Origin of the sequence: Companilactobacillus kimchii DSM 13961 = JCM 10707, from assembly GCF_001435445.1 — a bacterium.
GTDB lineage: Bacteria > Bacillota > Bacilli > Lactobacillales > Lactobacillaceae > Companilactobacillus > Companilactobacillus kimchii.
The window spans coordinates 217,407-242,478 of sequence record NZ_AZDH01000017.1 but is presented as its reverse complement, the minus strand read 5'-3'; the positions used below and the strand labels follow the sequence as shown (position 1 = coordinate 242,478).

Below are 25,072 nucleotides of genomic sequence, written 5' to 3'. Positions count from 1 at the left end.
ATTTGGGATTCTTAGTGGATTGTTTTTTTATTAATCTTTAATTGTAGATTTTTTTCTATTAATATGGAGATTCGATAAAACTATAAGTCCAACTAAAATAACCAATATCACATATCCTAAGGTAATCTGATAAAAGTTAAAAGCTCCACTAACCTTACCTGCTATAAAGCTTGGTAAACCAGCTCCGATATAAGAAATCATGTAAACAACAGATAGCAATCCTGTACTTTCAGATTTTATAACTCTCCTCAATAAGGCATTCAAAGAACTACTGTAGGCGATTCCCTGCATAATTCCGGCAACAATAACGAAGATCAAGTAAAGAGCCATATTCTTTATTTCGATGCTGACAAACATTAAACAAATAGCTAAAACAAAGCCTATAATTCCGATGAATTGTCCCTTTTCCACATTAAATCGATTACTCAAATTACTTCCGATAATATTTGGAGCCATATATGAAACCAAAATGATGGCTGCAATAAGTGGGCTATCCAAATTAAAAACAGATTTACTAATAGTGGCGCTAAAAGCTTGGAAATATCCGCCGAAGGCCCATGTTGCAATAAAACAACCTGCTGCCGGTATAATAATATTAAAGGTATTTTTAGGTAAATTAACTTGTGGCTTCAATGATTTAATAGCACCCTTTTTTAATTCAGTAGTTTCAACTCCAAAGGATATCCCAATCATCGTCACTACTAATAACATTACCAAGATAAAATAAGTTAAATTACGATTATTGGGCAATACTTGAGCCGCTACGCCAGCCATAAGTCCCCCAATTGCAAGTCCTAGTAGAACTGCAGAACCAGCAATGGATGCGACGAGATTCTCATTCTTATTCAATCCACTTTCGATAATTAATACGGACAGTGTACTTGATCCTAGCCCACAACTAAAACCCTGAATACTTCTTGCAATTAATAACATATCCCCATTTCTTGTATTAATTAATAGTAAAAGTCCAATTATGGACAAAAGTATTGTAAATACTGCTACCTTTTTTCTACCAATAAAGTCTGAAACCCGTGAAAAAACCAACAGTGCTAAGATACATCCGACAAAATAACTAACTGCTGTCATAGATATCGTTCCAGTAGAAATATCAAATTCATTTTGCATCCGTACATATGTGGGAATGGGACTGGCTGATGCAGCAAAAATCAATATCAAACCAATTGTTGCAAACATAAATGTTAAATCTAGTTTTCTTTTTGTCATTAAGATCCTCTTTCTTTGCTCTTTTCAAAATAAAACAAGATCCAATAAGTTGTTCAGCGCTTATTGAACCTTGTTAAATATCATGCTCAATTTTTCTAATTTCATTCAACATGTCATCTGTACCCGGTTTGCTGATTCCAAAGCTTTCTAAGGCATATTTTTGTGGATCATTAATAATCTTAACTACGAAATCAGCAATACTAGCTCGAGAGATCATTGTTCCCTTAAATGACTCTCCCTTTTTAGTTAATTCATAATTTACTTCTTCATCGTTTGTCATGTAGGCGGCTCGAATTATTGTATAACTCAAATCACTGTTTTCGATAATTCTTGCAGCACGTCTGGTATCTTCTTTTGATTCATGACCAACATAGTTTTCAACCCATGAACCGAATGGGTCGGGAACCTCATGATAAAGTCCAGATCCGGTGATCCAGATCAATTTATTTACATTTGAGACCTGCATTGATTCGACAATGTTTTTTGCCCATTGCTCCATAGAACCATTGAGATTGGCGTAAACAATATCTTGATCATTCATAACAGATTGTAGAAGTTTAATATCTCCAACACTGCCCTCAACCAGTTTGATATTATTAGCCGAATTTAGTTGTTTTAGTCTGTCAGTGTGTCTTAAAAGTAGGGTTAGTTCATAATTTTCATTATTTAGGAGTCTCTGCTCAACGATTCGGGCAATTTTACCATTGGCTCCCAATATCAGTATTTTTTTCATATGATCTCCTATTTGTTAAATGTCATTTCCGTATCGCCTAAAGAACTAAATCCAGAAATATCTGAAGTGATATGTCCAACTATTTGTAAATCACCAATTACTTCACCGGTCTGTTTGTAAAAAATCACAAAACTATGACGTGGTTTCCAGTAGCCGATATCCCCAGCTTCATAACCGCCAGTTTTGGCCTTTCTAGCAGGTAAAGCTTCCTTAAAGCGATATGTCATTTCTCGAGAATATAGATTCATCATATTTAACTTTAAAGGAAATCTATCCATTAAACTTTTGGCGGTATCACTGCTATTAAAATCAGCCTCTAATTCTTGATTATTAAAATTAATTGTTACTTTAGTCATTATTTACGTCCTCCGTTGAAAGTTGATCATAGTCTGCATCTGAAACAGGTTCTTCCCAGATAGGTGTACCTGCGGTAATTGCAATGTGGCTAAACCAGCTATCTTTTGTCGCACCGTGCCAATGTTTAACACCATCTAAGGTAATAACAACATCTCCTGGATGAAGCAGACGGGCTTTTTTGCCTTCTTCTTGGTACCAACCTTCTCCTCCAGTAACTAGGAGAATTTGATAACCATTGTGGTGAATATGCCAATTATTACGAGATCCGGGCTTAAAACTGACGTTACTGACAGTGACATTAACATTAGAATCCTTAACTAATGAGTTGTGGAACGTCAATCCTGTAAAATACTTTTGAAAAGCAAGATTCTCATCGCCGATTGGAAATAGACCATTTTTAACTTCATTTTCATTATTATTATTATTCATGAATAAAACCTCCATTTAATTTTTAGCTTTTAAACCTAATTCGGTTTGTTCAATAACTTTGTTTTTAATTGCTTCACGAAATTCGTTATAAAAGAAACCATTATTTAACTTAGTTGCACCACTCAAAGCATATACAGTCAAAGTATAGGTATGCGATTTATCTGGTGGAACTGGCCCGGCATAGTGATTCATTACGTACTCATCATCTAAATCATAGAATCTTGAGAACCAAGCATTCTTACCTTGTGGGCCTGTGAAATTTCGACTGAAATCTTCCGGAATCTGACCAGTTACAGGAATATCCACTGCCAACCAATGAATAAATGGAAAACCAGTTCGAGGAACCGCATCATAATCAATTAACGAGATTGCCAAATATTTGGTCTTATCAGGCAAGTCCTCTAATTTGATTGGAAAAGAGATAATTGGTTGATTACTTTGCTTAATTTCAGCCAATTTACTGTATTTATCAGGAATAAAATGATTCTCTAAATCAACACTAATCTTCATTAAGAAAACTCCTTTTTAATAAAATGATGGTTTGTCCCATTCAGTATTAGGTTCAACGACACCAATACTTTGGGCTTTGTACAACTCTGGATCGATCACCATATCAGTAATCAACTTAGCAACGGCTTGTCTAGTAACTTGTGTACCTTTCATTGGCTGCCCTTGAGGAATAACCTCATATCGATAATTATTATCTTGGTTATAGAGCCAACTCATTCTTAAAAAGGTATAGTCGAGCTTACTTTCGTCAATTACAGCCGCAGCTTTTTTAATTCCGGTATAGTCCCCCATCATTCGAGCATTCCATTGGCCAAATTTGCCAGCCACTTCATCATATATTCCCAAACCACCAGCAACAATCAGGCGTTGTACTTGATTATTTTTCATAGCTTGAATGACATTTTTATTTGCATCAATGAAATGACCAGTGGCAAGATAGACGATATCCTGTCCCTTAATGGCACTGTCTAGATCACTTAATTCATTCCAATTACCATTAATAATAGTAATTCGAGAGTTCTCGTTATAATCTGTTAATCTCTTTTGGGCATTACGAGCAAATAAAGTGATTTCTGAATCAGTTTCCTTTAATAACATTGGAATTAAATATTTAGAAATGTTGCTGGTAGCTCCTAATAAAATAACTTTTTGCATAATTTTCTCCTAGCCTTGTTTTGTTGGATAAACGGTAAATTCATTAATATTTACATCTTCTGGTTGATCAATCGCGAAGTTGACCACACGTGCAATCGCATCTGGTGTAATACCAACTGATTGATATAACTTATCCATACCTTGCTTAGCCTTTTCATCAGTAATATGTTGTAACAATTCGGTGTTAATAGCGGCTGGGTAAATAGTAGCCGTTCTAATGTTGGTCTTTTCTTGGGCACTTTCCATACGAATTACTTCCATTAGATTTCTAACGGCAAACTTAGTTGCTCCATATACTCCGGAACCGATGAAACTCTTCAAACCGGCAACAGATGATGTAGTAATAATTTGACCATGTTTTTGAGCGGTGAAATCTGGCATTACTGCGGCTACACCATTGAGAACACCTTTCAAATTAACATCGATCATAGCGTTCCATTCATTAACTTTAAGAGCACTAATTGGTGAGGTTGGCATGATACCAGCATTGTTATAAATCACATCAATAGCACCAAATTTATCTTTAGCTAAAGCCACCAACTTCTTTAAATCTTCAGGATCAGTCACATCAGTTACTCGATAAGCTGCTTTACCGCCGTTATCAATAATACTTTGACTGATTTCTTGCAAACGTTCTTCACGTCTAGCTCCTAAAACAACGGCTGCCCCATTGCTTGCTAACAACTTAGCGGTTGCTTCTCCGATACCTGATGATGCTCCTGTAATTACGACTACTTTATTTTCAACTGACATATTAATGTCCTCCTATTTTTTGTTTAAAATGTGATGATGACTGACGACGTTCATTTGGTGATTATTCTTTTTGCTTATAACAATTTTTTCACCATAAGGTGCTAATTTAATAGTTCTTTTACCAACAATCTTCCAGGTTCCTGAATAAATATTTTTGACACCATGTTGATTCTCGTGCCAATGATGATTTTTCGTAAAGGTTATTTTTTGATGAATATCTTTATTGTGATGATTGATCCAAACACCAACAATATCCGAATTCTTAATTTGTTTAGTTTGTTTCTGTGAACTTCCTTGAACTACGGTTAAATCATCTTGTGGAGCGTATTTAAAACTTATGGTTAATAGAACACCAACAAATAATAATGTTCCTATTAAGTGCTTAAACTTTTTGTTCATTCACATTTCCTTTCACGGTGACTCGTTCTTGATTACAAATACCAGTATAGTCGGATAAAAAGCAATTTGAAGAATCTAAGAGTTGATATGGTATCAACTAAAGGTTTATACTGAATCTGTAAGGAGAATATTATGGATATTACACAATTACAAACTTTTATCAGGGTCAGTCAATACGGTAGCTTCACTAAGGCGGGAGAACAGAGTTTCATTTCTGGTACCGCAGTTATGAAACAAATCAATCGGCTTGAAAATGAATTGAACCTTAAACTGTTTGTTCGAACAGCGACTGGGACTAAGTTAACTATTGAGGGGCAAACTTTCCTGCCTTACGTTAAACAGATACTTGGTTTATTAGATACAGCTATCGAAGAAACTAGAAAATCAGTCACTTCTGGTCAATCAATTATTACAGTTGGTACTTCCATCCTTCATCCGGCAGACCCATTCATGGATCTTTGGAAAAAAATAACTGCACAGATGTCAGATTTCCAAATCCGCATCGTACAGTTACAAGAAGACCTACAATCAAAAAATCGTGAGTATGCCACTTTAGGTAAAAGCTGCGACTTGATCGTAGGAACGTTTGATAATGCCACTTTAAAACAATCGTTCAATGCTATTACTTTGGGACGATATGATTTTGGAATTGCAGTTAGAAGTGACAATCCATTAGCAAAATTAAGCAAGGTCAGTTTTTCCGACTTAAATAACAAACAGTTATTGAGTGTACCTATGGGAATCAGTGAAAAGAATGATCAACTACGATCAATAATTGAAACCAAGTATCCTCAAATACATGTAGTTGAAACAACTGGGCGTTATGATATGAATACTTTTAATCAGGCAGTTGAAGAGAATATTCCACTCATAACAGTCACTCCTTGGAAGAGTATTCATCCTAATCTAGTGTCAATTCCCTTAGATACCGATATTCAAGTGCCTTTTGGAATTCTGACTACTAAGTTTCCTGGTAGTAAGGTTGAAAACTTTTTAATAAAGTTGTCAAAGGTTTTAGAATTAATAAAAGAAACCAAATAAAAAATGATCAGGCCTAGAAGTATAAGGCTTGACCATTTTGAGTTGAATAATTTAATTTATCTTTTTGTACTGCTTGTAATATTTCACAAAAAGGAACACCTTAGCAATGACAAGATTTAAGTTTCGCACATTAGTGGTGACAAGACCTAACTTTCGTTGCACATTCCCACTTATTACATTGGTTCTGTTAAATGAAAATCAAAAAACACATCAATCAAATTTTTCTGACTGATGTGTTTTTTAGTTGTTAACTTAACAAGATTCTGACGGATCAGATGACTCTTTATTAGTAGTTGATGGTGTTATTATATCGAAGCAATCATAGAACACGTATCAGCGATACATACAACGTAAATAAATTAAAGATTTGCTACTAACCCAATTATTTCAATATTTATGTGATGAGTAACATATATTATAGAATAATTGTATTTTAAAGCTATACCCCCGACAAGTTATAAATTATATGTTCCTGTTCACATATCTAGTATAAATTATCATATGATAATTTATTCCTTTACCAAATACTTTTTCTTTGTGGGAAATGAAAACATAACCGGTAATAATAATATCAAAACAGGAATCCAAATATTATATATCGATAGATATGCATGATTAAGTTTAGTTAGATCTATAACCCTTAAAATCTTTAGATTTGAACTCATCATTGATAAAAATACAGATACGCCTAAAACTGAACCTATTTGTCTCACCACACTAATGACACTTTGTGACGATGTAAGTAATGATCCGCTGAAATTAGAAGCGGCCAATACATTTATTGGCCCTACAATTATGCCAAAGCCGATACCCAGTATAAGTAACGCTACAGAAAGCCAAGCAGAATTCGTTGCTCCATTCATTACAATCAAAATGTACGACAACAATATACTAATCATACCGACAAGAACTAATAATCTTGGTCCTAATTTATTAATAACCAGACTGCCTAATCCTCCGAATGCAAATACAGTCAAGGACATTGGCAATAAAATTAATGCTGCTTCCAACGCCGTTTTGTGATCTACATTTGTTAAATAACTCGGAATAACAACTACTACTCCTATATAAAAAAATTGTGCTAATAAAGCGACAATTGCAGATGCGGAGAAGTCCTTAACTTTGAATAAGTTTAGATTTACCATCGGATGTTTCACAGTTCTTTCTGCAAATATGAAAAGACTTATTAAAACAATGCTAATTAGAAAACACATAACAGTTTTAATATCTTGAATTCCCCAATCCTTCAGTTTAATCAACCCAAGTGTTAGAAAAAATAAACTCAACATTGATATAAGACTACCTACCCAATCGATTTTTTCTTTCGATTTTATATCCTTGTTAAAGTTCAAAGAAATACCAGATAAAAATATTCCAATAATAACAATTGGAATATTCATTAAAAAGATCCAATGCCAGCCAAAAAAGTCAGTGATGACTCCTCCTAATGTTGGTCCTATTGCAGCAGCTCCTCCTTGGGTCAACCCTAAGATAGCAACTATTTTAAAGCGATTCTTCATATCCCAATTAGATAAACCTATGGCATTTCCTAGTGGAAGTAAGATTGAAGCTCCTAAACTAGAAAAGATTCGTCCGATTATCAGATATACAAATGTGGTAGCAAAACCTGAAAATAAACTGCCTAGTCCAAATAGAACTAATCCGACAATATAGGTTTTATTCTTTCCAAAAATATCACCAAATTTGCTTAAAGGAATTGTACATGTAGCAAATATAATCGTATAAATATTTAAGGCCCAAGAAAGCTGATTGTAATCAACTTCAATCCCTTTTTGTATAGCTGGTAATGCTATATTCATGATCGTAGTATCGAGCATAACAAGAAATATTCCTAAGGCCATTGCTATTGTTATGCTTATTTTTTTATTCAAAATCATTCCTCCATGGCAAATTTCAGTAATTTCTCTTTTGTTTATGAATTATTACTCGCGTTAAATATTTTCTAAATAGATTGATTTCTATGGTCCGGAATAACTTAAGGTAGTAATTTTCATATATCACCTCATATATGAGTAAAAGCTCATCTTTTGAATAAGAGTATCAAAAAAATGGCTTGAGAACAGTATTTTGTAAATAATATTAATCAGAATATTTTCAAAAAACACGAGCTTGGACTCATGCTTATGTGATATACTAAACTACTACAAAAAAATATAAATGAAGTGAAAAAATGGATAAAAGAAAAGATACTAGAATCCCTGTTCAAAAAAGAGGTAAAGATAAGAAGAATCGGATTCTTTTGACAGCAAAGAAACTATTCATAGAAAAAAATTATTTTGAGGTTTCAACGAATGAAATTGCAAAACAAACTGGAGTATCAATAGGAACACTCTACTCATACTTTTCTAGTAAAGATGATATTCTTGCTGAACTCTTGAATGATTATAATAATTCTTTTTTGCCTATTTTGAAGAAAATAAATAATCAAGAATCCTTTCAGGCGTTTAAAACCGATACTAAATCTTGGTTATCTTATTTAATAGATCAGTTAACTGATGCGGAAGATAAAGAGTTTCACTTACAAATTGAGATGTTGTCTTTTGTCGTGCCTAAGGTATTTGATCTGCGGAAGAGACATAATGACCAAATTACGGATTTGATCTATGAGTATTTTTTATACTATGCAAATAACACGACTGTTCATGAAATTAGATTTTTATCTATTATTGTTTTTGATTATATATCTGCCCTAGTTGATGAGTTATTGTATAACAAACATTCATCTTCTGAAAAAGATGACATAAAAAAGTACGGAATTAATAGCATTCATACTGTTATCAAGACGCATTTAAATTAGTTAAATATATGGCTCCTTGTCAAATCGTATTGAGGAATGAATTGATTTTATTTGAAAATTCATTAGAAAAAAATAGAGACTCAATTAGTGAGACTCTAAGCATTGAATCGTCAGAATACTTAATGATTTAAATAGAATAAATTTTCAGGATTATTGATGAATCATACCAATTTGTCACTTTCCCTGATCTCTCGAATTACTTTGCATGGATTACCAGCCGCTATTACGCTAGCAGGTATATCTTTAGTAACTACACTTCCAGCGCCAACTATTGATCCCTCACCAATCGTCACTCCTGGAAGCACAACTACATTTGCCCCTAGCCAAACTTTATCCTTTATTTCAATCGGTTTGTATATCTGTAATCCTTCTGCTCTTTCTTCAGAATCAAAAGCATGATTTACAGTATAAAGCCCAACGTTAGGAGCAATTCTTACATCATTACCAATTGTTATTTTACCATTATCTGAAAAAACACAATTGTAGTTAACAAATACTCTATCACCTACAAAAATATTAAATCCAAATTCACAGCGAAAGGCTGGCATAATCATTACATCATTGCCTACTGATCCCAACAATTTCTCTAACAATTTTTGCTTCTTCTCCTCATTTCTTACTGGAAGTTGATTATACTCATCAGTCAATTCAGCAGATTTCAGATACATATCCATCATTTCTGAACTAAAGATATGTGGTAATCCCTTTTGTGATTTTTCAAATTCATTCATAATATGTTTATTCTCCCTTCATCATCAAAAATTAGATTCTGTTGGAATTGAAGTATTAATATTTTTGGAAATACTTTCAATTACAACATAAATAACTATTTAATCGTAACTCAAATAAACTATACTAATATAGCTAAAACATTAAAAGGAATAATAGTATCATTAAATATAAAAATCGTATCAAAAGGTGGACAATATTATGCAAATTATCTAAAACCTATAAGTGAATACGTTGTAAGTTTTCGTAGATATGGTCTAAAATCATCTACTTATTGGCAATAATCGTTGATAGTCCGAATAATATATGATCAACAAACCTATCTAAAGAGAATTTAGCGACCCTTTCTCATCATTTATCTCTCCTATAATTTACTGGCAAACTAATATGCTATGTTAAAAATGTTTTGTCAAACTAAAATTCATGTTTAGTTCTTCTCCGTATTTTATTTAATCTGAAAAAGTAAGATAATGTAATTACTAATAAATTATATGTTGAGATTTTTATAAATATGGAGGTTTTGTATGATTACACTTTTGGGCATAGGGTTAATAGTCTTAGCAATTTTTGCTATTGTTGGTAATATTAGTAATTCCAAACAATTTGGTAGAAAGATTATGTCGGATAAATTAATTTTTTACATATTAATATTGATTGGCGGTATAGTCTTAATTATTTTTTAGATGTATTAAATTTTATTTTTACAATTTACAATTTAGTAATCTCTATTTGAAATATGTCGAATAACGTTATCGGCAATCTTATATAAAGACTCTCCAGTTAAGTCCTTATTTTGATTAGGCTGAATATCAATATGATTGATTCCAAAACGGTCTAATAAATTAATAGATTCTTGAAGGCTATTCTTATTTTTTGAAGTATCAACGAGTATTAAATGCGTTTTATCAGTTTGATTCATCGCCACCAAAATGCTTTTAGTCTTAGCACCTAAATCAATGCCGCTGATATTCGCATAAATATTATCAGCTGATTACATTACCCGCCCTGCTTTTAGAATTATTTGAGTAAAAAGGCTATAACTAGAAATTAGTTTACAATTTCTAGTTATAGCCTTTTAATTATCATCATATATTGATGGACTATTTCATTATTTAATAATACTTTGCAGAACTAATTTGAAAAATTCCATTTTTAGTTTCTATCTAAAAAGTTATTCTTAATGGTTCCATGCCGAATAGATATAAACTATCTTTTGTTCTTCATCAACTGAGTAAACCACTCTATGTTGAATGTTAAGCCTTCGAGAATAAAAGTTATTTTCCGGTGGAACCAATTTTTCAAAGCTATTAGAAGGATCATATGGATTTTTTGATAATTTTTGGACTATTTCATCGAATTTTTTCCGTAACGAACTATGTTTTAACTTTTTTAAATCACCTTTAGATGACTTGCGAAACATTACTTGGTATTTAGGCATTAGATTTTATCCCAATCAACACCATTAGTAATATCCATATCTCCAGAGTCATCATTTACGGCTTTGTGTACTTTATTAAGAGTACCATCATTCATGAGATAGAGTGTTTCTTGTAGTGCCTTGTAATCTCTAGAACTCATAATTACAGCACTGTCATCTTCAGATCTACCATTGATTTCAATCGGAGTAGAATCTTCATTCACTGATTTAATTATCTTGTAAAAATCTTTACGCGCTTGAGTTGGATTGACCATTCTTTGCATGTGATTCTAATACCTCCTTTTTAACTAAAATTCATTATAAGGTACGCTTTTAAGTACGTCAATTATTTGGTTTCTAAAAATAGATATTATTGCATTGGATCCAAGAATATCTGATACTTTTTCCAAATCAAATTCACAATATATAAAATAAATTTTCTCTGAAAATTTTCAAATAAAGGTTTCTAAAATCAACAGTTGAATATGTCAACTAGTTATTCTATACTTATCTTGTAAAGGATGGTATTTCTATGGATAAAGATATTGAAAGAATTAGAGATTTCAATCGTTTCTATGCTAATTACTTTAATCGTTTTGAAAAGGAATTATATCAAGGCTTTCCTTCAATGAATGAAGCTCGAGTTATAGCCTTTTTATATTTCCATCATTCTAGTACGGCGACCGATATTCAAAATGAATTGTGCTTTGATAAAGGTCAGCTAAGTAAGATGTTGACGAAATTGGAGAAAAAAGGCATTTTGAAACGTACTCTCAATCCTGAAGACAGACGACATTATCTTTTGGATTTAACTGATTCCGGTGAAGATCTGCATAAAGAACTTGCTGACAAAGCAAGTTCTTATTTAAAGAATGTTTTTAAAGATTACACCCCTTCTATTTTAAAAATTTTTGCTAATGACGTATCTGAAACACAGACGCTTTTTCAACAAACAGAAAATATTAAGATTCGTCGTGGTAATATGACTGACTTGGGTTTTATTGCTGATCTACATAGTCGAATTTATTCTACCGAAATACCATTCAATCTAATTTTTCATAAGTATGTCTTACAAGCTTTAGCTGAATTGACGGATGATATATCAAAAAGTCTTATCTGGATTGCTCAGTTAGGTAATCGAAGAGTTGGAACGGTTTCTCTAGTGCTAGATACAACTGGAAAATATCAGTTACGTTGGTTCGCCGTTGATCCTGACTATCAAGGTTTAGGGATTGGAACCAAATTGCTGGGTGCTTTAATGGACCAAGTTAAATTGGATAGTATTGATGAAGTCTATCTTTGGACAGTTGATGAGCTCACGGGTGCAAGGAATCTATACAGGAAATTCAAGTTTGCTTTGAGTGAATCGAAAGTTAATAACGATTGGTCCGATCACCCTATTCATGAAGAAAAATGGTTATATCAGAAGGAGAATGAAATAATGGCTGATGAAAAGACGGAATTAATGCGTTTAATTGATACCGCTTATAATAATGTTCAAGATAATAAATATGAAGGTTTTAGAAAAGAATTATTGAAGTATTATACGGCTTTAAATAATGATGAGGATTATATTAAGGTACTGCTTGGCTTAAGGTCAGCTCTATTACAAGCTGATTTAACTTTAAACCTCAAGCAACGTATTTCAGGGTTACCAAGTGAATACAGTGATATATTTAAATTCATTGAACCACAATTAAGGAAAGTCGATTCAAAAACTATAGATAAATATTCTCGTTATGGATTTGTTCCTCTTAAGTTAGGTAGTACGGTCAAGTATTTCTAAACTGTAAATAAAAGCGTGCCTTCACTATATATTGATGAAAGTACGTTTTTTAGTCGCTTGAAAATCTTTGCCTTGTTACTTCTTTGACTTTCCAATATAGTACGTTATTAATCATAGGTTTATACTAAGGACAGAGGATAACTACAATGGATATTACACAACTACAAACATTTGTCAGAGTTAGTCAGTATGGCAGTTTCACTAAAGCCGGAGAACAAAGTTTTATTTCGGGAACAGCAGTCATGAAACAGATTAATCGCTTAGAGAGTGAATTGAATCTAACACTTTTCATACGTAAGGCCACCGGAACTGAATTAACGGTTGAGGGTGAAAGATTTTTACCTTATGTTAAACAGATTCTAAGTTTATTGGATACGGCCGTCGAAGAAACCAGAAAAGCATCCCTTTCAGGGCAAAATATTATTACCGTGGGAACTTCAATTTTGCATCCCGCTGAACCTTTTATGGATATTTGGAAAAAAATAACCACACAAATGTCGGATTTTCAGGTCCGAATTGTGCAGTTGCAAGAAGATATGCAATCAAAAAATCGTGAATATGCTATGCTAGGAAAAAGTTGTGACTTAATAGTAGGAACATTTGATAATGCTACTTTGAAACAATCATTCAAGGCTCTTCCATTGGGAGAATATGATTTTGGTATTGCCGTAAGAAGTGATAATCCCCTGGCAAAGTTAAGTGAAATAACTTTTGACAATCTCAAAGGAAAATCTTTACTAAGTGTGCCAATAGGGATTAGTGATACTAATGATCAACTACGAAAAATAATCGATGATAAGTACCCACAGATTAAAGTAGTAGAAACCACTGGTCGATATGATATGAATACCTTCAATCAAGCAGTTGAAGAAAATATTCCTCTGATCACAGTAACACCATGGAAGAGTATCCACCCTAACCTTGTTTCAATACCATTGAAGACTGATGTTCATGTGCCTTATGGTATTCTGACTACCAAGTTACCTGGTAGCAACGTTGAAGAGTTTCTAATGAAGATAACACGATTATTACAGAAAAAATCACCCTCAATCTAAAAATAGATAAGATTGAGAGTGATTTTTTGTTAGTGAATTGTTTTCTTCAAAACTCTAAAGCGAATGAATTTACCTAATTCAGTAATGGCTAGAACAATAACACCAGCCATGATTGGGATAAACCAGCCGTAGTAGAAATTAATATTAGTTGTTTCAAAAATTGATTGCATAAATGGTAAGTAGATAATTCCCAACTGTAGAACGATTAGGATTGCAACGATTATGAACGCCATCTTGTTTTGGAAGAAGTATTTAGAAACGACCGGATGATCATTTCTTAAGTTGAATAGATAGAATATCTTACCAAAAATAATGATGTTCAAGGCCATCGTACTACCTACAATTGCTGGCAAACCTTTACCAGTTAAGAAATCAAAGGCCCAGATACCTAATCCGGAAATCAATAATGAAACATAAATTATTTCAAAGGTATCTAGTTTGGTCAACAGTCCCGCTTTAACATTTCTCGGACCACGTGCCATAATTCCGGCTTCTGGTGGTTCAAAGATGAATGCAAATTGAATCGTTAAAGCTGAAACCATATTGATCCAAAGTAGTTGTGCTGGATAAAGTGGTAATTCTTGTCCCATTAGAATACTAATAACAACAATTAAACCTTCAGCAAAACTAGTTGGTAATAAGAAACGAATTGTTTTACGAATGTTATCGAAGACATGGCGCCCTTCACGTACGGCTACAACGATATCAGAGAAGTCATCATCGGCTAGAACCATGTTAGCTGATTCTTTAGCAACCTCAGTACCCTTGATACCCATAGCAACACCAATATCTGCTTGTTTCAAGGCCGGTGCATCATTGACACCATCCCCTGTCATAGAAACAACGTGATCATTAGCCTGTTGGGCTCTAACAATACGTAATTTGTTAGCAGGAGTTGTTCGTGCAAAGACGTTATAGTCGTCGATCTTGTTCTTTAATTCTTCATCAGACATAGCGTCAATTTCCGGACCAGTAATGGCCTTAACAACGGAATCTAAATCTAACTTTTTAGCAATGGCAGAAGCTGTATCGGGATGGTCACCAGTGATCATCTTGACTTTTATACCAGCCATTCTTAATTCATGAATTGATTTTCTAGCTTCTTCACGAGGTGGATCGATGATTCCGACCATCCCTGCCATATTAAGGTTCTCGATAAGATTCTTAGAAATACTATCAATAGATGAATCAACTGCTTTATAGGCTAAAGCCACAACTCTAAGACCATCAGTTGATAATTCTGTGATTTTATCGTTCCAATAAGCTTCATCAGTTCCCTGTTTAGAAGCATTGATGATAGTTGTTGGTGAACCTTTAACCATGAGGATTCTTTGATCGTCAAAATCGACTAGTCGAGCTGAATAACGAAAGGCTGAATCAAATGGCAGTGAATCAATTTCATTTACTTCAGGATCTTTACCAGTCAACTTACGATAAAGTGTAGTTAAAGCACCATCGGTCGGTTCACCAGTTAGTTCCCAACGATTATTTTCAAAATGTAGTTGGGCATCAGTAGTTTGACCAGCAATGTTGACCAACCATTTCATACCTTCATCTTTTTGCCAATCGTATTTTTCAGTACCTAATTCCAATTCACCATCGAAATCAAGACTACCGTTAGCATCATAACCGACACCAGTAATACTGAAAGTGTGTTCTGGGGTAACAGCTTTTTTAACAGTCATTTCGTTTTTAGTTAGAGTACCAGTCTTATCGGTATTAACAATATCAACGGCACCTAAGGTTTCAACAGCGGGTAATGACTTGACAATTACCTTACGCTTGGTCATCTTACGTGTTCCCATAGCTAAAACAACTGAAGTACTTGCAGGTAATCCTTCAGGCATAGAACCAACCACCATAGTGATAACTGATATCAATAAGGTTGGCAAACTATAAGTATCAAGGAAGTACCCGACCACGAACAAGAGTACCGCAGTAATCACAATAGCAACTGACAAACCAAATCCTAATGAGTTCAAGTTACGCATTAGTGGTGTTGGCTTCTCTTTAACTGTTTCAACAGAATCTTGAATTTTACCAATTTCAGTATCACCGGCAGTAGCAATAACAATACCTAGTCCAGAGCCACTAGTAACAGCGGTTGAAGCAAAGACCATATTTTGACGTTCAGCCAATGGTAACTTGTCTTGATTCATTGGTTCTTCAATCTTATTGACTGGATTAGTCTCACCAGTTAAAACAGATTCTTGAATACTTAAATTATCGGCAGAGATTAGTCGCATATCAGCTGGTACAGCATCCCCGGCTTCTAGGTTAACTAAATCTCCAACAACTAAGTCACGAGCATCCAATTCTAATTTCTCGCCATCTCTAAAGACAAAGTTCTTAGAAACCAACATTTCTCGAATTTTTTCTAGAGCGTTACCAGCTTGTTGTTCTTGAATATAACCAATAATGGCATTGGCAATAATAACTAAGCCGATAACAATTGAATCGGAATAACGATGCATTAAGAAAGTCATAATAGCGGCTGCAGCTAAGATATAGATAATACTGTTATTGAACTGTTTAATGAATTGAACGAATTTAGAAACCTTTTTGGCCTCTAACTCATTTTTACCATTCTGTTTGAGACGTTTTTCAGCTTCATTAACAGTTAACCCATTTTCGAGGTCAGTTCCGTATATCTTTTTTAACTGTGCCTCATTTAATTTCCAAATCGTTTCTTTGTGACTCGGGGGAAGATCCGCTTGGGATTCTTCATCATTTTGGTACGAATTTTCATCTAGCATTTAATATTTCTCCTAATTATATCTATCTGATGTATTTTGATATTTAATCAAAGTTAGAAAGACCAATTTTCTCACATCCCTTTCAGTACAGTATTTAAAAACTAATTAACTGTTCCTTATATGATTAATATATAATATTTTATCTTAATAGTGTTAATAAGTAACTAATAAAATTTTAATGGCCCGAAGAATTGTATTTCTTAATACATATTTCATTTAACCAAATAAACTGAATCTGTTTGTTACGAAACATATTTTTTCAGAGTGTCTCTTATCTGTCAGATCCGATAAATTCGGTTGTATTCAAAGTGATGATTAATTTGTATGATGATGACATCAATTAATCGGAGGCATTTAAAATGGCTAACAAGCAATCAATTAAAATTCATATATTACATACAGGTCTAGTAAAGGTAGATAAGGCCCTACCTTTTCATGGACAGTTTCGTAACCCTTTGGCTTTTACAGGTTTGTTCCGTTCAGAAAAGAATCAAATTGTATTACCCGTTTCAAGTTATCTAATTGAGCATCCCAAGGGATTGATTCTAGTTGATACGGGTTGGAATAAATTAGTTAGACAGAGTAACTGGAAAGAATTAGGACCACAAGTACAAATCAATACTGGTTACCTTCCCCAAGGCTGGTCGGTTGATGAACGACTTCAAAAGCTTGGTTATAAACCTTCAGATATAGATTATTTATTATTGAGTCACTTGCATTGCGATCATGTCAGCGGTTTGAAGCAAGTTAAGGATGCTAAGAATATTCTTGTATCACAACCAGAATGGGAAATTGCTAATCATTTACCAATGGTTTACTTGCCTCAAGAATGGAAAGGAGTTAATGTGCAGACCTACAAATATGATCATTCTGATATTGGTCCCTTTGGTGAAAGCTTTGATCTTTTCGGTGATGGGAGCATTGTACAAATTCGTACGCCAGGTCATGCTACAGGGATGTCGGCAACTATGATCAAGGGTAGTGATGGCAAATACGTCCTTTTGGCAGCAGATACTGGATATGCCGCTCGTTCATGGGAAGAAATGTTGACACCAGGTATTTGTACTAATCGAAAGGATGCCATAACCTCTTTAGGTTGGGTTCGGGAACAAGCCCACAGTGAAAAATGTATAGCTGCAATTGCTAACCATGATCCTAAAGTTGATTCCCAAATTATAGAATTACCCTATTGATTTTTTAACTAATCCATTCATAAATGTGGAAATCTCTTCTTGGTGACCGTGTTTGAGAGACCAAAGAATTGCTGTTAAAGCGCTATTAGCATAAAAATCACTCAAAAAATCATTAGGAACTTCTATTTTAATTTGTGATGATATTTTAATAAAATATTGTTTCAAAAGTTTGAAATAAGTAGCTTCTAGATTATCTCTGACATCAGATACTTGTACTAATGTAGTGATTACTTTACTATCTGGAACAAGGCTGTTGTATAGGTTAAGTAACAGTTCATCCTGATTTAATTGTTCTATCCTGTTGGAGAGAAGAATATTGAATTTTTTGGCCTGAGTATGATTCATTTGTGCCAACAGGTCATACTTATCCTGATAATGATGGTAAAAAGTACTGCGACCAACTAGACTAGCGGTACATATGTCATTTACCGTAATTTTTTCGAAAGGTCTATCTTGTAATACTTGGATAAAACCATTTTGAATATCTCGAATTGTTTTAATTACTCTCAAATCTTCAGTCATTTACTTACCTTTCCTGCTTTAGTTTCTAAAACTACCTTACTGTTTCAACAAAAACAAAGCAATACAAAAAGATCCTTACAGAATAAATAAAGTGTAAGGATCTTTTTGTGTTTAGAGATCATGTTCAATTTCTCGAATACGATGAAGCATACCGTCTGTACCAGGCTTACTGATACCAAAGCTTTCACGTTGATATTTATTAGGATCGTCGATGATCTTAATAACGAAGTCCGCAATGCTACTTCTAGAAATCATGGTTCCTTTGAAAGTTTCACCTTTTTCAGTTAACTCGTAATTAACTTCAGCATCATCGGTCATATAGGCGGCACGGATAATGGTATATGATAGTTGACTGTTTTCAATAATTTTAGCAGCACGTCTAGTATCTTCTTTTGAGGCATGTCCAACGTAATTTTCAACCCATGAACCAAATGGATCAGGTACTTCATGATAAAGTCCAGAACCAGTTATCCAAATTAATTGTGTTACTGAGTTTTGTTGCATCGCGAAAACAATATTTTGCGCCCATTGTTCCATTTGTCCATTGAGATTAGCATAAACTATATCTTGACCAGCAATTATCTTTGTCAAAAAGTCTTTATCGCTGACATCCCCTTCAATTACGGTTACATTATCGTGATTCTTTAGTGAATTCAAACGATTAGCATGTCTTAAAACTAAAGTTAATTGATAATTGGGATTATCTAGAAGTCTTTTCTCTACGATACGAGCAATCTTACCATAAGCTCCTAAAATCAATACTTTTTTCATATGATGTTCTCTCCTATTCTATAGAGAATTCTATATCGGCATCTCCTAATTGATTAAAGAAGGAGATGTCATCTTTAATATGACCAATCTTTTGTAGATCACCGATTACCTCACCGGTCTGTTTGTAAAAGATGACAAAACTATGGCGTGGTGCCCAATAGGCAATGTCACCTACTTCATAACCGCTAGTTTTGGCTTTCTTGGCAGGCAAGGCTGTTTTAAAACGATAAGTCATTTCACGTGAGTAGAGGTTCATCATTGATACTTTTAATGGAAATTGAGCCATAATGGCTCTAGACGTATCGTTGTCGTCAAAATCGGCAGTCAGTTCTTGATTATTAATAATTAATTTTACTTTTGTCATTTATTTTCTCCTGAATTAATAAAAAGATGGTTTGTCCCATTCAGTATTTGGCTCTACAACACCGATACTTTGTTTAGCATAGAGTGTTGGTTGTTTAACAATATCGGTTATCAATTTAGCAACGGCCTGACGCGTTACTTGAGTTCCCTTCATTGGTTGACCTTGAGGAACTACTTGATAGTTGTAATTACCATCTTGGTTATAAAGCCATGTCATTCTAAAGAAAGTGTAGTCTAATCCACTATTATCAATGACAGCAGCGGCTTGTTTGATGACGGTATAATTTCCCATCATACGAGCATTCCATTGTCCAAATTTTCCGGCGACTTCATCGTAAATACCGAGACCACCGGCAACAATCAAACGACTAACTTTATTCTGTTTCATAGCTTGAACAACATTTTGATTTGCCTCTACAAAGTGTCCTGTGGCTAGATAAACTATATCTTGTCCGGCAATAGCTTGATTGAGGTCCTTTAATTCATTCCAATTGCCATCAAAGAGTGTTATTCGAGAATTGTTATTGAATTGCGTTAAACGCTTATTAGCATTTCTAGCGAATAATGTCAGATGGACATCAGTTTCTTTCAATAGCATGGGAATCAAATATTTAGAAATATTGCTTGTGGCGCCTAATAAAATAACGTTTTGCATTTTATTCTCCTTAATTATCCTTGTTTAGTTGGGTATACAGTAAACTCATTTACATTAACATCTTCCGGTTGATCGATAGCAAAGTTGACTACACGAGCAATTGCGTCAGGTGTGATACCGACTGATTGATAAAGTTTGTCCATCCCTTGTTTAGCATTCTTATCAGTAATATGTTGTAGTAATTCGGTATTGATGGCGGCTGGATAAATTGTAGCAGTACGGATATTGGTGTGTTCTTGAGCACTTTCCATACGGATAACTTCCATTAAATTTCTAACAGCAAATTTAGTAGCACCGTAAACACCTGATCCAACAAAACTCTTTAAACCAGCAACGGATGATGTTGTAATGATTTGACCATGCTTTTGAGAAGTGAAATCGGGCATAACCGCTGCGACACCATTAAGAACACCCTTCAAGTTAACGTCAATCATGGCATTCCATTCATTAACTTTTAAAGCACTGATTGGGGATGTAGGCATAATTCCAGCATTGTTATAAATAACATCGATAGTTCCAAATTTTTCTTTGGCTAGGCTCACTAAAGCTTTCAAATCTTCAGATTCAGTAACATCGGTAACACGATAAGCAGCTTGTCCACCGGCTTCGATAATATCCTGACTAATTTCTTGAAGACGAGATTCACGTCTAGCTCCTAAAACAACTTTGGCACCGTTCTTAGCTAATAGTTTAGCTGTAGCTTCTCCAATACCTGATGATGCTCCTGTAATAACAACGACTTTATTTTCTACTGACATATTAATGTCCTCCTAATTTTTGTTTAAAATATGATTATAATTAACGACGTTCATTTGTTTCTTGTTATGTTTATTGAAAACAATTTTTTCATCATATGGTGCAAGCCGAATTGTTCGTTTACCGACTATCTTCCAGGTACCAGAATAAATATTGGTGATACCATGTTGATTTTCTTTCCATTTATGATTTTTAGTAAAAGTAATTTTTTGATGAAGGTTCTTGTTGTGATGATTGACCCAGGTTCCGACAACGTCTTTGCTAGTGATTTTATGTAACTGAGTAGTAGTTACATTGTTATTGCTAGCCGAGATATCATCTTTGGGTCCAAACTTGATACTGATAATCAGTAAAATTCCGAGTACCAGTAAAGTACTAATGATGTATTTTAACTTTCTGTTCATTCTCATTTCCCTTCTTTCATATCCCCTTGATTACAAATACTAGTATAGTCGGATTTTGATTTATTTGAAGAATCCAATAATTAACATAGTATAAACCGTTAGTTAATACTTAAGACAAAAAATACTACTATTCTAATATGGTTATTTAGAATAGTAGTATTTTTATGAGTTTACTTGTACATAAAGAAATAACTAATTAAAGATTTTCCTTAAAGAAGCTAGCAAATTTATCAAATGGAATCAAATTCATTTGATCATATAAGTCAGTATGTGTAGCACCTGGAACAATAACTAACTCTTTTGGATCTTTCAAACGGTTATATGATTCTTCGGCCATATAACGTGAATGAGCTTTTTCGCCGGTAACGATAAGGACTGGACGTGGAGAAATTGTTTCAATATGTTCTTGCAAATGGAAATTGTAATAACTCCATGGAGTTGTAGCAGTCCAAGCTGAAGCTGAATTAACTGAACGGGGATGGAAAGCACGACCACGATAGTAATTAAAGAACTCTTTTGTTACAGAGTCAGCATTAGCTGGTAAGTTTTCTGGGAATAGAGTATCTGATTGAAGTGGTTCGTCATTTTCATCAAATGGTAATTCGTGTAATCCGGTAGCAGGTGTACCTTTTTCAGCATCTTCCCAACGTTGGTTTGCCAAAGTTTGCTTTTCGATTTCACGTTGTTTCTCAGTCTTAGAATTATTTAGTCCCATCCACATTGAATCAGACATATCATACATAACTGACGTGGCAACGGCTTTGATACGAACATCAATTGATGCTGCAGTTAAAACGTGACTACCTAGACCACAGATACCGATAGCACCGATTCTTTCACGATCAACAAATTTTTGAAGTCCAATGAAATCAACAGCGGCAGAGAAATCTTCGACAAAGATATCTGGTGAAGCAACATTTCTAATACTACCAGAACTTTCTCCAGTGGTTGATTGATCAAAAGCTACAGTAACAAAGCCTTTTTCAGCTAATGTTTGAGCGTAAAGACCGCTTGATTGTTCTTTGACCGCACCGAATGGTCCTGAGATAACGATTGCAGGATACTTCTTCTTACTATCAAAGTTTAATGGTAGATAGAGGTGTCCAGCTAGAATAAAACCAAAACGATTTTTAAAACGAACATTTTGAACTTCAATTTCTGGATTTATTTTAAAAACTCTTGTATCATTTGCTAATTTACTCATAATTTATTTTTTCTTTTCTTCTATTATATGTCTTGTTTGATGGGACGAATGATAACTTCATTTACGTCCATGTTGTCTGGTGAATCAATGGCAAAAGCAACTGACTTTGCAATGTTTTCAGCTGACAAGCCAATTTGCTTTTCTACTTCGATCTCAGCCTTTTGATTGTCAGGATTTTTAATTGATTTATATAGTTCTGTAGAAACTGAGCCCGGTGAAACTATAATTGTTCGAATATTGTTGTTGTGCTGTTCTTGACGTAATCCTTCCATAATTGCTCTAACTGCGAACTTGGAACCATTATAGACGGCTAGATTAGGAACAACCACGTGTCCAGCTACGGAATCAGTTGCAATAATATGACCTGACTTTTGCTTGACCATAGTTGGTAGAACAGCTGCAATCCCATTTAATACACCCATGATATTAACGTTTAAAATCTGTTGCCATTCGTCGCGAGCACGATTGATTAATGCATTAACGGGCATTACTCCAGCATTATTGTATAAGACATCGATACGTCCAAATTCATTATTGGTTGTATCTATCAAAGCTTCTACTTCGTTAAAGTTAGTTACGTCTACCTTTTGAGTGATGATCTGCTCATTAGGAAACTCAGCTTTTAATTCATTTAATCGTTCTAATCTTCTGGCGCCAATAACTAATTTGGCATGATGCTTAGCTAACTCTCTAGTTGTGGCAGCTCCTATACCACTTGAGGCTCCGGTAATAACAATAACTTTATTTTCAATACTCATCTATTTTTCTCCTTTATTTATAACTTTTGCAGGATTACCAGTGACAACACTATTGGCGGCAACATCTGTGGTAACAACTGAGCCAGCAATAACGGTAGCTTCTTTACCAATAGTGACACCAGGTAAAACAGTTACGTGTCCACCAATATTAGCTCCCTTTTCAATTACGATGGGTTTCTTTTCAGACTTAGTAGAGTAATCCGTTGTCAGCAAAGTTGTATTAGGACCAATAATTACATTGTCCCCGATTTTGATAGTTCCGATATCGATCATGGTTACATCACAATTAATAAAAATATTTTTTCCAAGCTTTATATTGCGACCATAATCGGTATGAAATGGTAATCTAATATCATTAGTGGAATCCAATTGATAACCGAATATCTCACTTAGCAATTGATTAGTTTCGCGGGAACAAGTTCGACCAGTATTTAGATGTTGCAGTAAACGTTGATTCTGTTCAACTAATCGTTGGTCAACCTTAAACAGGTCAGTTTGACATGTCATTTAATTGCTCCTTTCAACTGAATGACTATAGTATAAAAGCATTTGCCATCTATGTGAAATACTTCTAAGATATAGATAAACATAAATAAAAGTTATAGAAGGAAAAATAAATGGAATTACGAGTTTTACGATATTTCTTGGCTGTTGTTCAAGAGAAGAATATTACTAAAGCAGCAGATAAACTGCTTATCTCCCAACCGGCACTTTCTAAACAATTATCAGATTTAGAAAATGAATTGGGTGCTCAATTATTTATCCGCGGACATAGACAAATAACTTTAACATCTGAAGGCGAATATCTTCGTTCGAAAGCTAGTGAAATTGTTGATTTGGCAGATAAGACCACTGCGAATATCTTGACTGATCAAGTGATTGGCGGTGATTTAACAATTGGTGCTGGTGAAAGTGTTGGAATGAAACGAATTATTGACGTTATGGGAAGTATTAATCAAGACTATCCTGATGTTAAAGTTCATTTAATTAGTGGGGATGCCAATGAAATGGAGAGTAAATTAAACAGTGGTACGCTGGACTTCGCTGTGTTCATGGGAGAACGTGATTTAAGCAACTTTAATTATTTACAAATTCCTGAAATAGATCAATGGGGTGTGATTATGCGTCAAGACGCTCTATTAGCTACTAAAGAATTTGTAACTCCGAAAGATTTATTGGGATTACCTATCCTGATTTCTTCACAGGCAAAGACAAATAACAGTTTTGATAATTGGTGGGGAAATCTTGGCCCTAAGATGAATATTATGGGTACCTTTACCCTATCTTTTAATGCTGAACTATTGGTGGAAAGTAGTCATTCATATATGTTGACGTTCGATCACCTTTTAAGTGATAACGATAGTAAAGTACTTACCTTTAGACCACTAAAACCAAAGATAACTGAACCTATTACTGTAGTTTGGAAGAAGAATACTGTTTTATCGAAAGTTGATCAATTGTTTGTAAAGAGACTACGGGCTTCACTTAATGGATGATGATATATTCATCCTGTCTATTCTTAATTATTTGATCTGTTATGCAGTGGTGATACTATAACAATGTGCTAAGAGCATAAGACCTCTTTTACTCATATGTTTCTCTCCTAGATTTGGGAAGAAAAGAATATCATTTTTGTAATCTGTTAAGATTACAAGTCCGTTAAAGTTTAAGATATACAAACGAGTTTTGTTCAACTTTAAAGACTAAAAGAAATAAATGTGACAGTTTAATTTAAAATAAGCATCCTTACTTAATGAAGCAATTGCCTAACCCTAAGTGGGATTT

General features: G+C 34.0%; 29 protein-coding genes. 6 read left to right on the top strand and 23 right to left on the bottom strand.

The window, feature by feature from the left end; all coding sequences use genetic code 11:
* Positions 1-30 precede the first annotated feature (30 nt).
* The 8 genes from FC97_RS08105 to FC97_RS08070 form a co-directional block, all read right to left on the bottom strand.
* Complete coding sequence (locus tag FC97_RS08105) at positions 31-1,224, bottom strand: MFS transporter (protein ID WP_054642243.1); 1,194 nt, start codon at positions 1,222-1,224, stop codon at positions 31-33.
* Between the two features lie 73 nt (positions 1,225-1,297).
* Positions 1,298-1,957: an NAD(P)H-binding protein gene (locus FC97_RS08100; RefSeq protein WP_054642242.1), complete on the bottom strand. Its 660-nt coding sequence runs from the start codon at positions 1,955-1,957 to the stop codon at positions 1,298-1,300.
* Positions 1,958-1,965: 8 nt separating this feature from the next.
* Positions 1,966-2,313: a cyclophilin-like fold protein gene (locus FC97_RS08095; protein ID WP_054642241.1), complete on the bottom strand. Its 348-nt coding sequence runs from the start codon at positions 2,311-2,313 to the stop codon at positions 1,966-1,968.
* A complete protein-coding gene (locus FC97_RS08090; protein WP_054642240.1) occupies positions 2,306-2,743 on the bottom strand; it encodes a cupin domain-containing protein in 438 nt (145 codons plus the stop codon). The genes FC97_RS08095 and FC97_RS08090 overlap by 8 nt, the downstream gene beginning before the upstream one ends.
* Before the next feature lie 15 nt (positions 2,744-2,758).
* Entirely contained in the window at positions 2,759-3,253 is a 495-nt protein-coding gene (locus tag FC97_RS08085) for a YbhB/YbcL family Raf kinase inhibitor-like protein (protein WP_054642239.1), read from the bottom strand.
* A gap of 15 nt (positions 3,254-3,268) precedes the next feature.
* Positions 3,269-3,907 (bottom strand): NAD(P)H-binding protein, encoded by a 639-nt coding sequence (locus FC97_RS08080; protein WP_054642238.1) that lies wholly within the window; start codon positions 3,905-3,907, stop codon positions 3,269-3,271.
* A gap of 9 nt (positions 3,908-3,916) precedes the next feature.
* Positions 3,917-4,660, bottom strand: coding sequence for an SDR family oxidoreductase (locus tag FC97_RS08075; RefSeq protein WP_054642237.1), 744 nt, complete (start codon positions 4,658-4,660; stop codon positions 3,917-3,919).
* A 12-nt stretch (positions 4,661-4,672) separates the two neighbouring features.
* A complete protein-coding gene (locus FC97_RS08070) occupies positions 4,673-5,059 on the bottom strand; it encodes a hypothetical protein (RefSeq protein WP_054642236.1) in 387 nt (128 codons plus the stop codon).
* 132 nt (positions 5,060-5,191) lie between these two features.
* Here FC97_RS08070 and FC97_RS08065 point away from each other — a divergent pair, with 132 nt between their 5' ends.
* Positions 5,192-6,100, top strand: a complete 909-nt coding sequence (locus FC97_RS08065; protein WP_054642235.1) for a LysR family transcriptional regulator — start codon at positions 5,192-5,194, stop codon at positions 6,098-6,100.
* 509 nt (positions 6,101-6,609) lie between these two features.
* Here the strand turns inward: FC97_RS08065 and FC97_RS08060 are convergent.
* Entirely contained in the window at positions 6,610-7,992 is a 1,383-nt protein-coding gene (locus FC97_RS08060) for an MFS transporter (RefSeq protein ID WP_082604736.1), read from the bottom strand.
* Between the two features lie 299 nt (positions 7,993-8,291).
* On the opposite strand from FC97_RS08060, the gene FC97_RS08055 reads away from it, so the two are divergent.
* The gene (locus FC97_RS08055; protein WP_054642234.1) at positions 8,292-8,918 is read left to right on the top strand and encodes a TetR/AcrR family transcriptional regulator; all 627 of its coding nucleotides are present in this window, start codon (positions 8,292-8,294) and stop codon (positions 8,916-8,918) included.
* A gap of 161 nt (positions 8,919-9,079) precedes the next feature.
* Here FC97_RS08055 and FC97_RS08050 read toward each other — a convergent pair whose 3' ends face one another.
* The 4 genes from FC97_RS08050 to FC97_RS08035 form a co-directional block, all read right to left on the bottom strand.
* Positions 9,080-9,649, bottom strand: a complete 570-nt coding sequence (locus FC97_RS08050) for a sugar O-acetyltransferase (RefSeq protein WP_054642233.1) — start codon at positions 9,647-9,649, stop codon at positions 9,080-9,082.
* Positions 9,650-10,362: 713 nt separating this feature from the next.
* The gene (locus FC97_RS08045; RefSeq protein ID WP_054642232.1) at positions 10,363-10,566 is read right to left on the bottom strand and encodes a hypothetical protein; all 204 of its coding nucleotides are present in this window, start codon (positions 10,564-10,566) and stop codon (positions 10,363-10,365) included.
* Positions 10,567-10,824: 258 nt separating this feature from the next.
* Positions 10,825-11,085: a Txe/YoeB family addiction module toxin gene (locus FC97_RS08040; RefSeq protein WP_054642231.1), complete on the bottom strand. Its 261-nt coding sequence runs from the start codon at positions 11,083-11,085 to the stop codon at positions 10,825-10,827.
* The gene (locus FC97_RS08035; RefSeq protein ID WP_054642230.1) at positions 11,085-11,348 is read right to left on the bottom strand and encodes a type II toxin-antitoxin system Phd/YefM family antitoxin; all 264 of its coding nucleotides are present in this window, start codon (positions 11,346-11,348) and stop codon (positions 11,085-11,087) included. The genes FC97_RS08040 and FC97_RS08035 overlap by 1 nt, the downstream gene beginning before the upstream one ends.
* 248 nt (positions 11,349-11,596) lie before the next feature.
* Here FC97_RS08035 and FC97_RS08030 point away from each other — a divergent pair, with 248 nt between their 5' ends.
* Both FC97_RS08030 and FC97_RS08025 read left to right on the top strand, forming a co-directional pair.
* On the top strand, positions 11,597-12,850 hold the full coding sequence (locus FC97_RS08030) for a bifunctional helix-turn-helix transcriptional regulator/GNAT family N-acetyltransferase (protein WP_054642229.1): 1,254 nt from the start codon (positions 11,597-11,599) through the stop codon (positions 12,848-12,850).
* A 146-nt stretch (positions 12,851-12,996) separates the two neighbouring features.
* Positions 12,997-13,905 (top strand): LysR family transcriptional regulator, encoded by a 909-nt coding sequence (locus FC97_RS08025; protein ID WP_056968051.1) that lies wholly within the window; start codon positions 12,997-12,999, stop codon positions 13,903-13,905.
* Between the two features lie 29 nt (positions 13,906-13,934).
* Here the strand turns inward: FC97_RS08025 and FC97_RS08020 are convergent, their stop codons facing one another.
* Positions 13,935-16,661: an HAD-IC family P-type ATPase gene (locus tag FC97_RS08020; RefSeq protein WP_054642228.1), complete on the bottom strand. Its 2,727-nt coding sequence runs from the start codon at positions 16,659-16,661 to the stop codon at positions 13,935-13,937.
* Positions 16,662-17,020: 359 nt separating this feature from the next.
* On the opposite strand from FC97_RS08020, the gene FC97_RS08015 reads away from it, so the two are divergent.
* Positions 17,021-17,854, top strand: a complete 834-nt coding sequence (locus tag FC97_RS08015; protein WP_054642227.1) for an N-acyl homoserine lactonase family protein — start codon at positions 17,021-17,023, stop codon at positions 17,852-17,854.
* Here the strand turns inward: FC97_RS08015 and FC97_RS08010 are convergent.
* From FC97_RS08010 to FC97_RS07970, 9 genes are all read right to left on the bottom strand, one after another.
* Entirely contained in the window at positions 17,843-18,376 is a 534-nt protein-coding gene (locus FC97_RS08010) for a TetR/AcrR family transcriptional regulator (protein WP_054642226.1), read from the bottom strand. The genes FC97_RS08015 and FC97_RS08010 overlap by 12 nt on opposite strands.
* A gap of 111 nt (positions 18,377-18,487) precedes the next feature.
* Entirely contained in the window at positions 18,488-19,147 is a 660-nt protein-coding gene (locus FC97_RS08005; RefSeq protein ID WP_054642225.1) for an NAD(P)H-binding protein, read from the bottom strand.
* Between the two features lie 13 nt (positions 19,148-19,160).
* The gene (locus FC97_RS08000) at positions 19,161-19,511 is read right to left on the bottom strand and encodes a cyclophilin-like fold protein (RefSeq protein ID WP_054642224.1); all 351 of its coding nucleotides are present in this window, start codon (positions 19,509-19,511) and stop codon (positions 19,161-19,163) included.
* Positions 19,512-19,526: 15 nt separating this feature from the next.
* The gene (locus tag FC97_RS07995; RefSeq protein WP_054642223.1) at positions 19,527-20,165 is read right to left on the bottom strand and encodes an NAD(P)H-binding protein; all 639 of its coding nucleotides are present in this window, start codon (positions 20,163-20,165) and stop codon (positions 19,527-19,529) included.
* Between the two features lie 14 nt (positions 20,166-20,179).
* Complete coding sequence (locus FC97_RS07990) at positions 20,180-20,923, bottom strand: SDR family oxidoreductase (RefSeq protein WP_054642222.1); 744 nt, start codon at positions 20,921-20,923, stop codon at positions 20,180-20,182.
* Positions 20,924-20,935: 12 nt separating this feature from the next.
* Positions 20,936-21,325 carry a lipocalin-like domain-containing protein gene (locus FC97_RS07985; RefSeq protein WP_054642221.1) on the bottom strand — a complete coding sequence of 130 codons (390 nt, stop codon included), beginning with the start codon at positions 21,323-21,325 and terminating at the stop codon, positions 20,936-20,938.
* Between the two features lie 196 nt (positions 21,326-21,521).
* Positions 21,522-22,529 (bottom strand): alpha/beta hydrolase, encoded by a 1,008-nt coding sequence (locus tag FC97_RS07980; protein WP_054642220.1) that lies wholly within the window; start codon positions 22,527-22,529, stop codon positions 21,522-21,524.
* Positions 22,530-22,552: 23 nt separating this feature from the next.
* Entirely contained in the window at positions 22,553-23,287 is a 735-nt protein-coding gene (locus FC97_RS07975) for an SDR family oxidoreductase (RefSeq protein WP_054642219.1), read from the bottom strand.
* Complete coding sequence (locus tag FC97_RS07970) at positions 23,288-23,794, bottom strand: DapH/DapD/GlmU-related protein (RefSeq protein ID WP_054642218.1); 507 nt, start codon at positions 23,792-23,794, stop codon at positions 23,288-23,290.
* Positions 23,795-23,904: 110 nt separating this feature from the next.
* On the opposite strand from FC97_RS07970, the gene FC97_RS07965 reads away from it, so the two are divergent.
* Positions 23,905-24,783: a LysR family transcriptional regulator gene (locus tag FC97_RS07965; RefSeq protein WP_054642217.1), complete on the top strand. Its 879-nt coding sequence runs from the start codon at positions 23,905-23,907 to the stop codon at positions 24,781-24,783.
* The last annotated feature ends 289 nt before the right edge of the window (positions 24,784-25,072 follow it).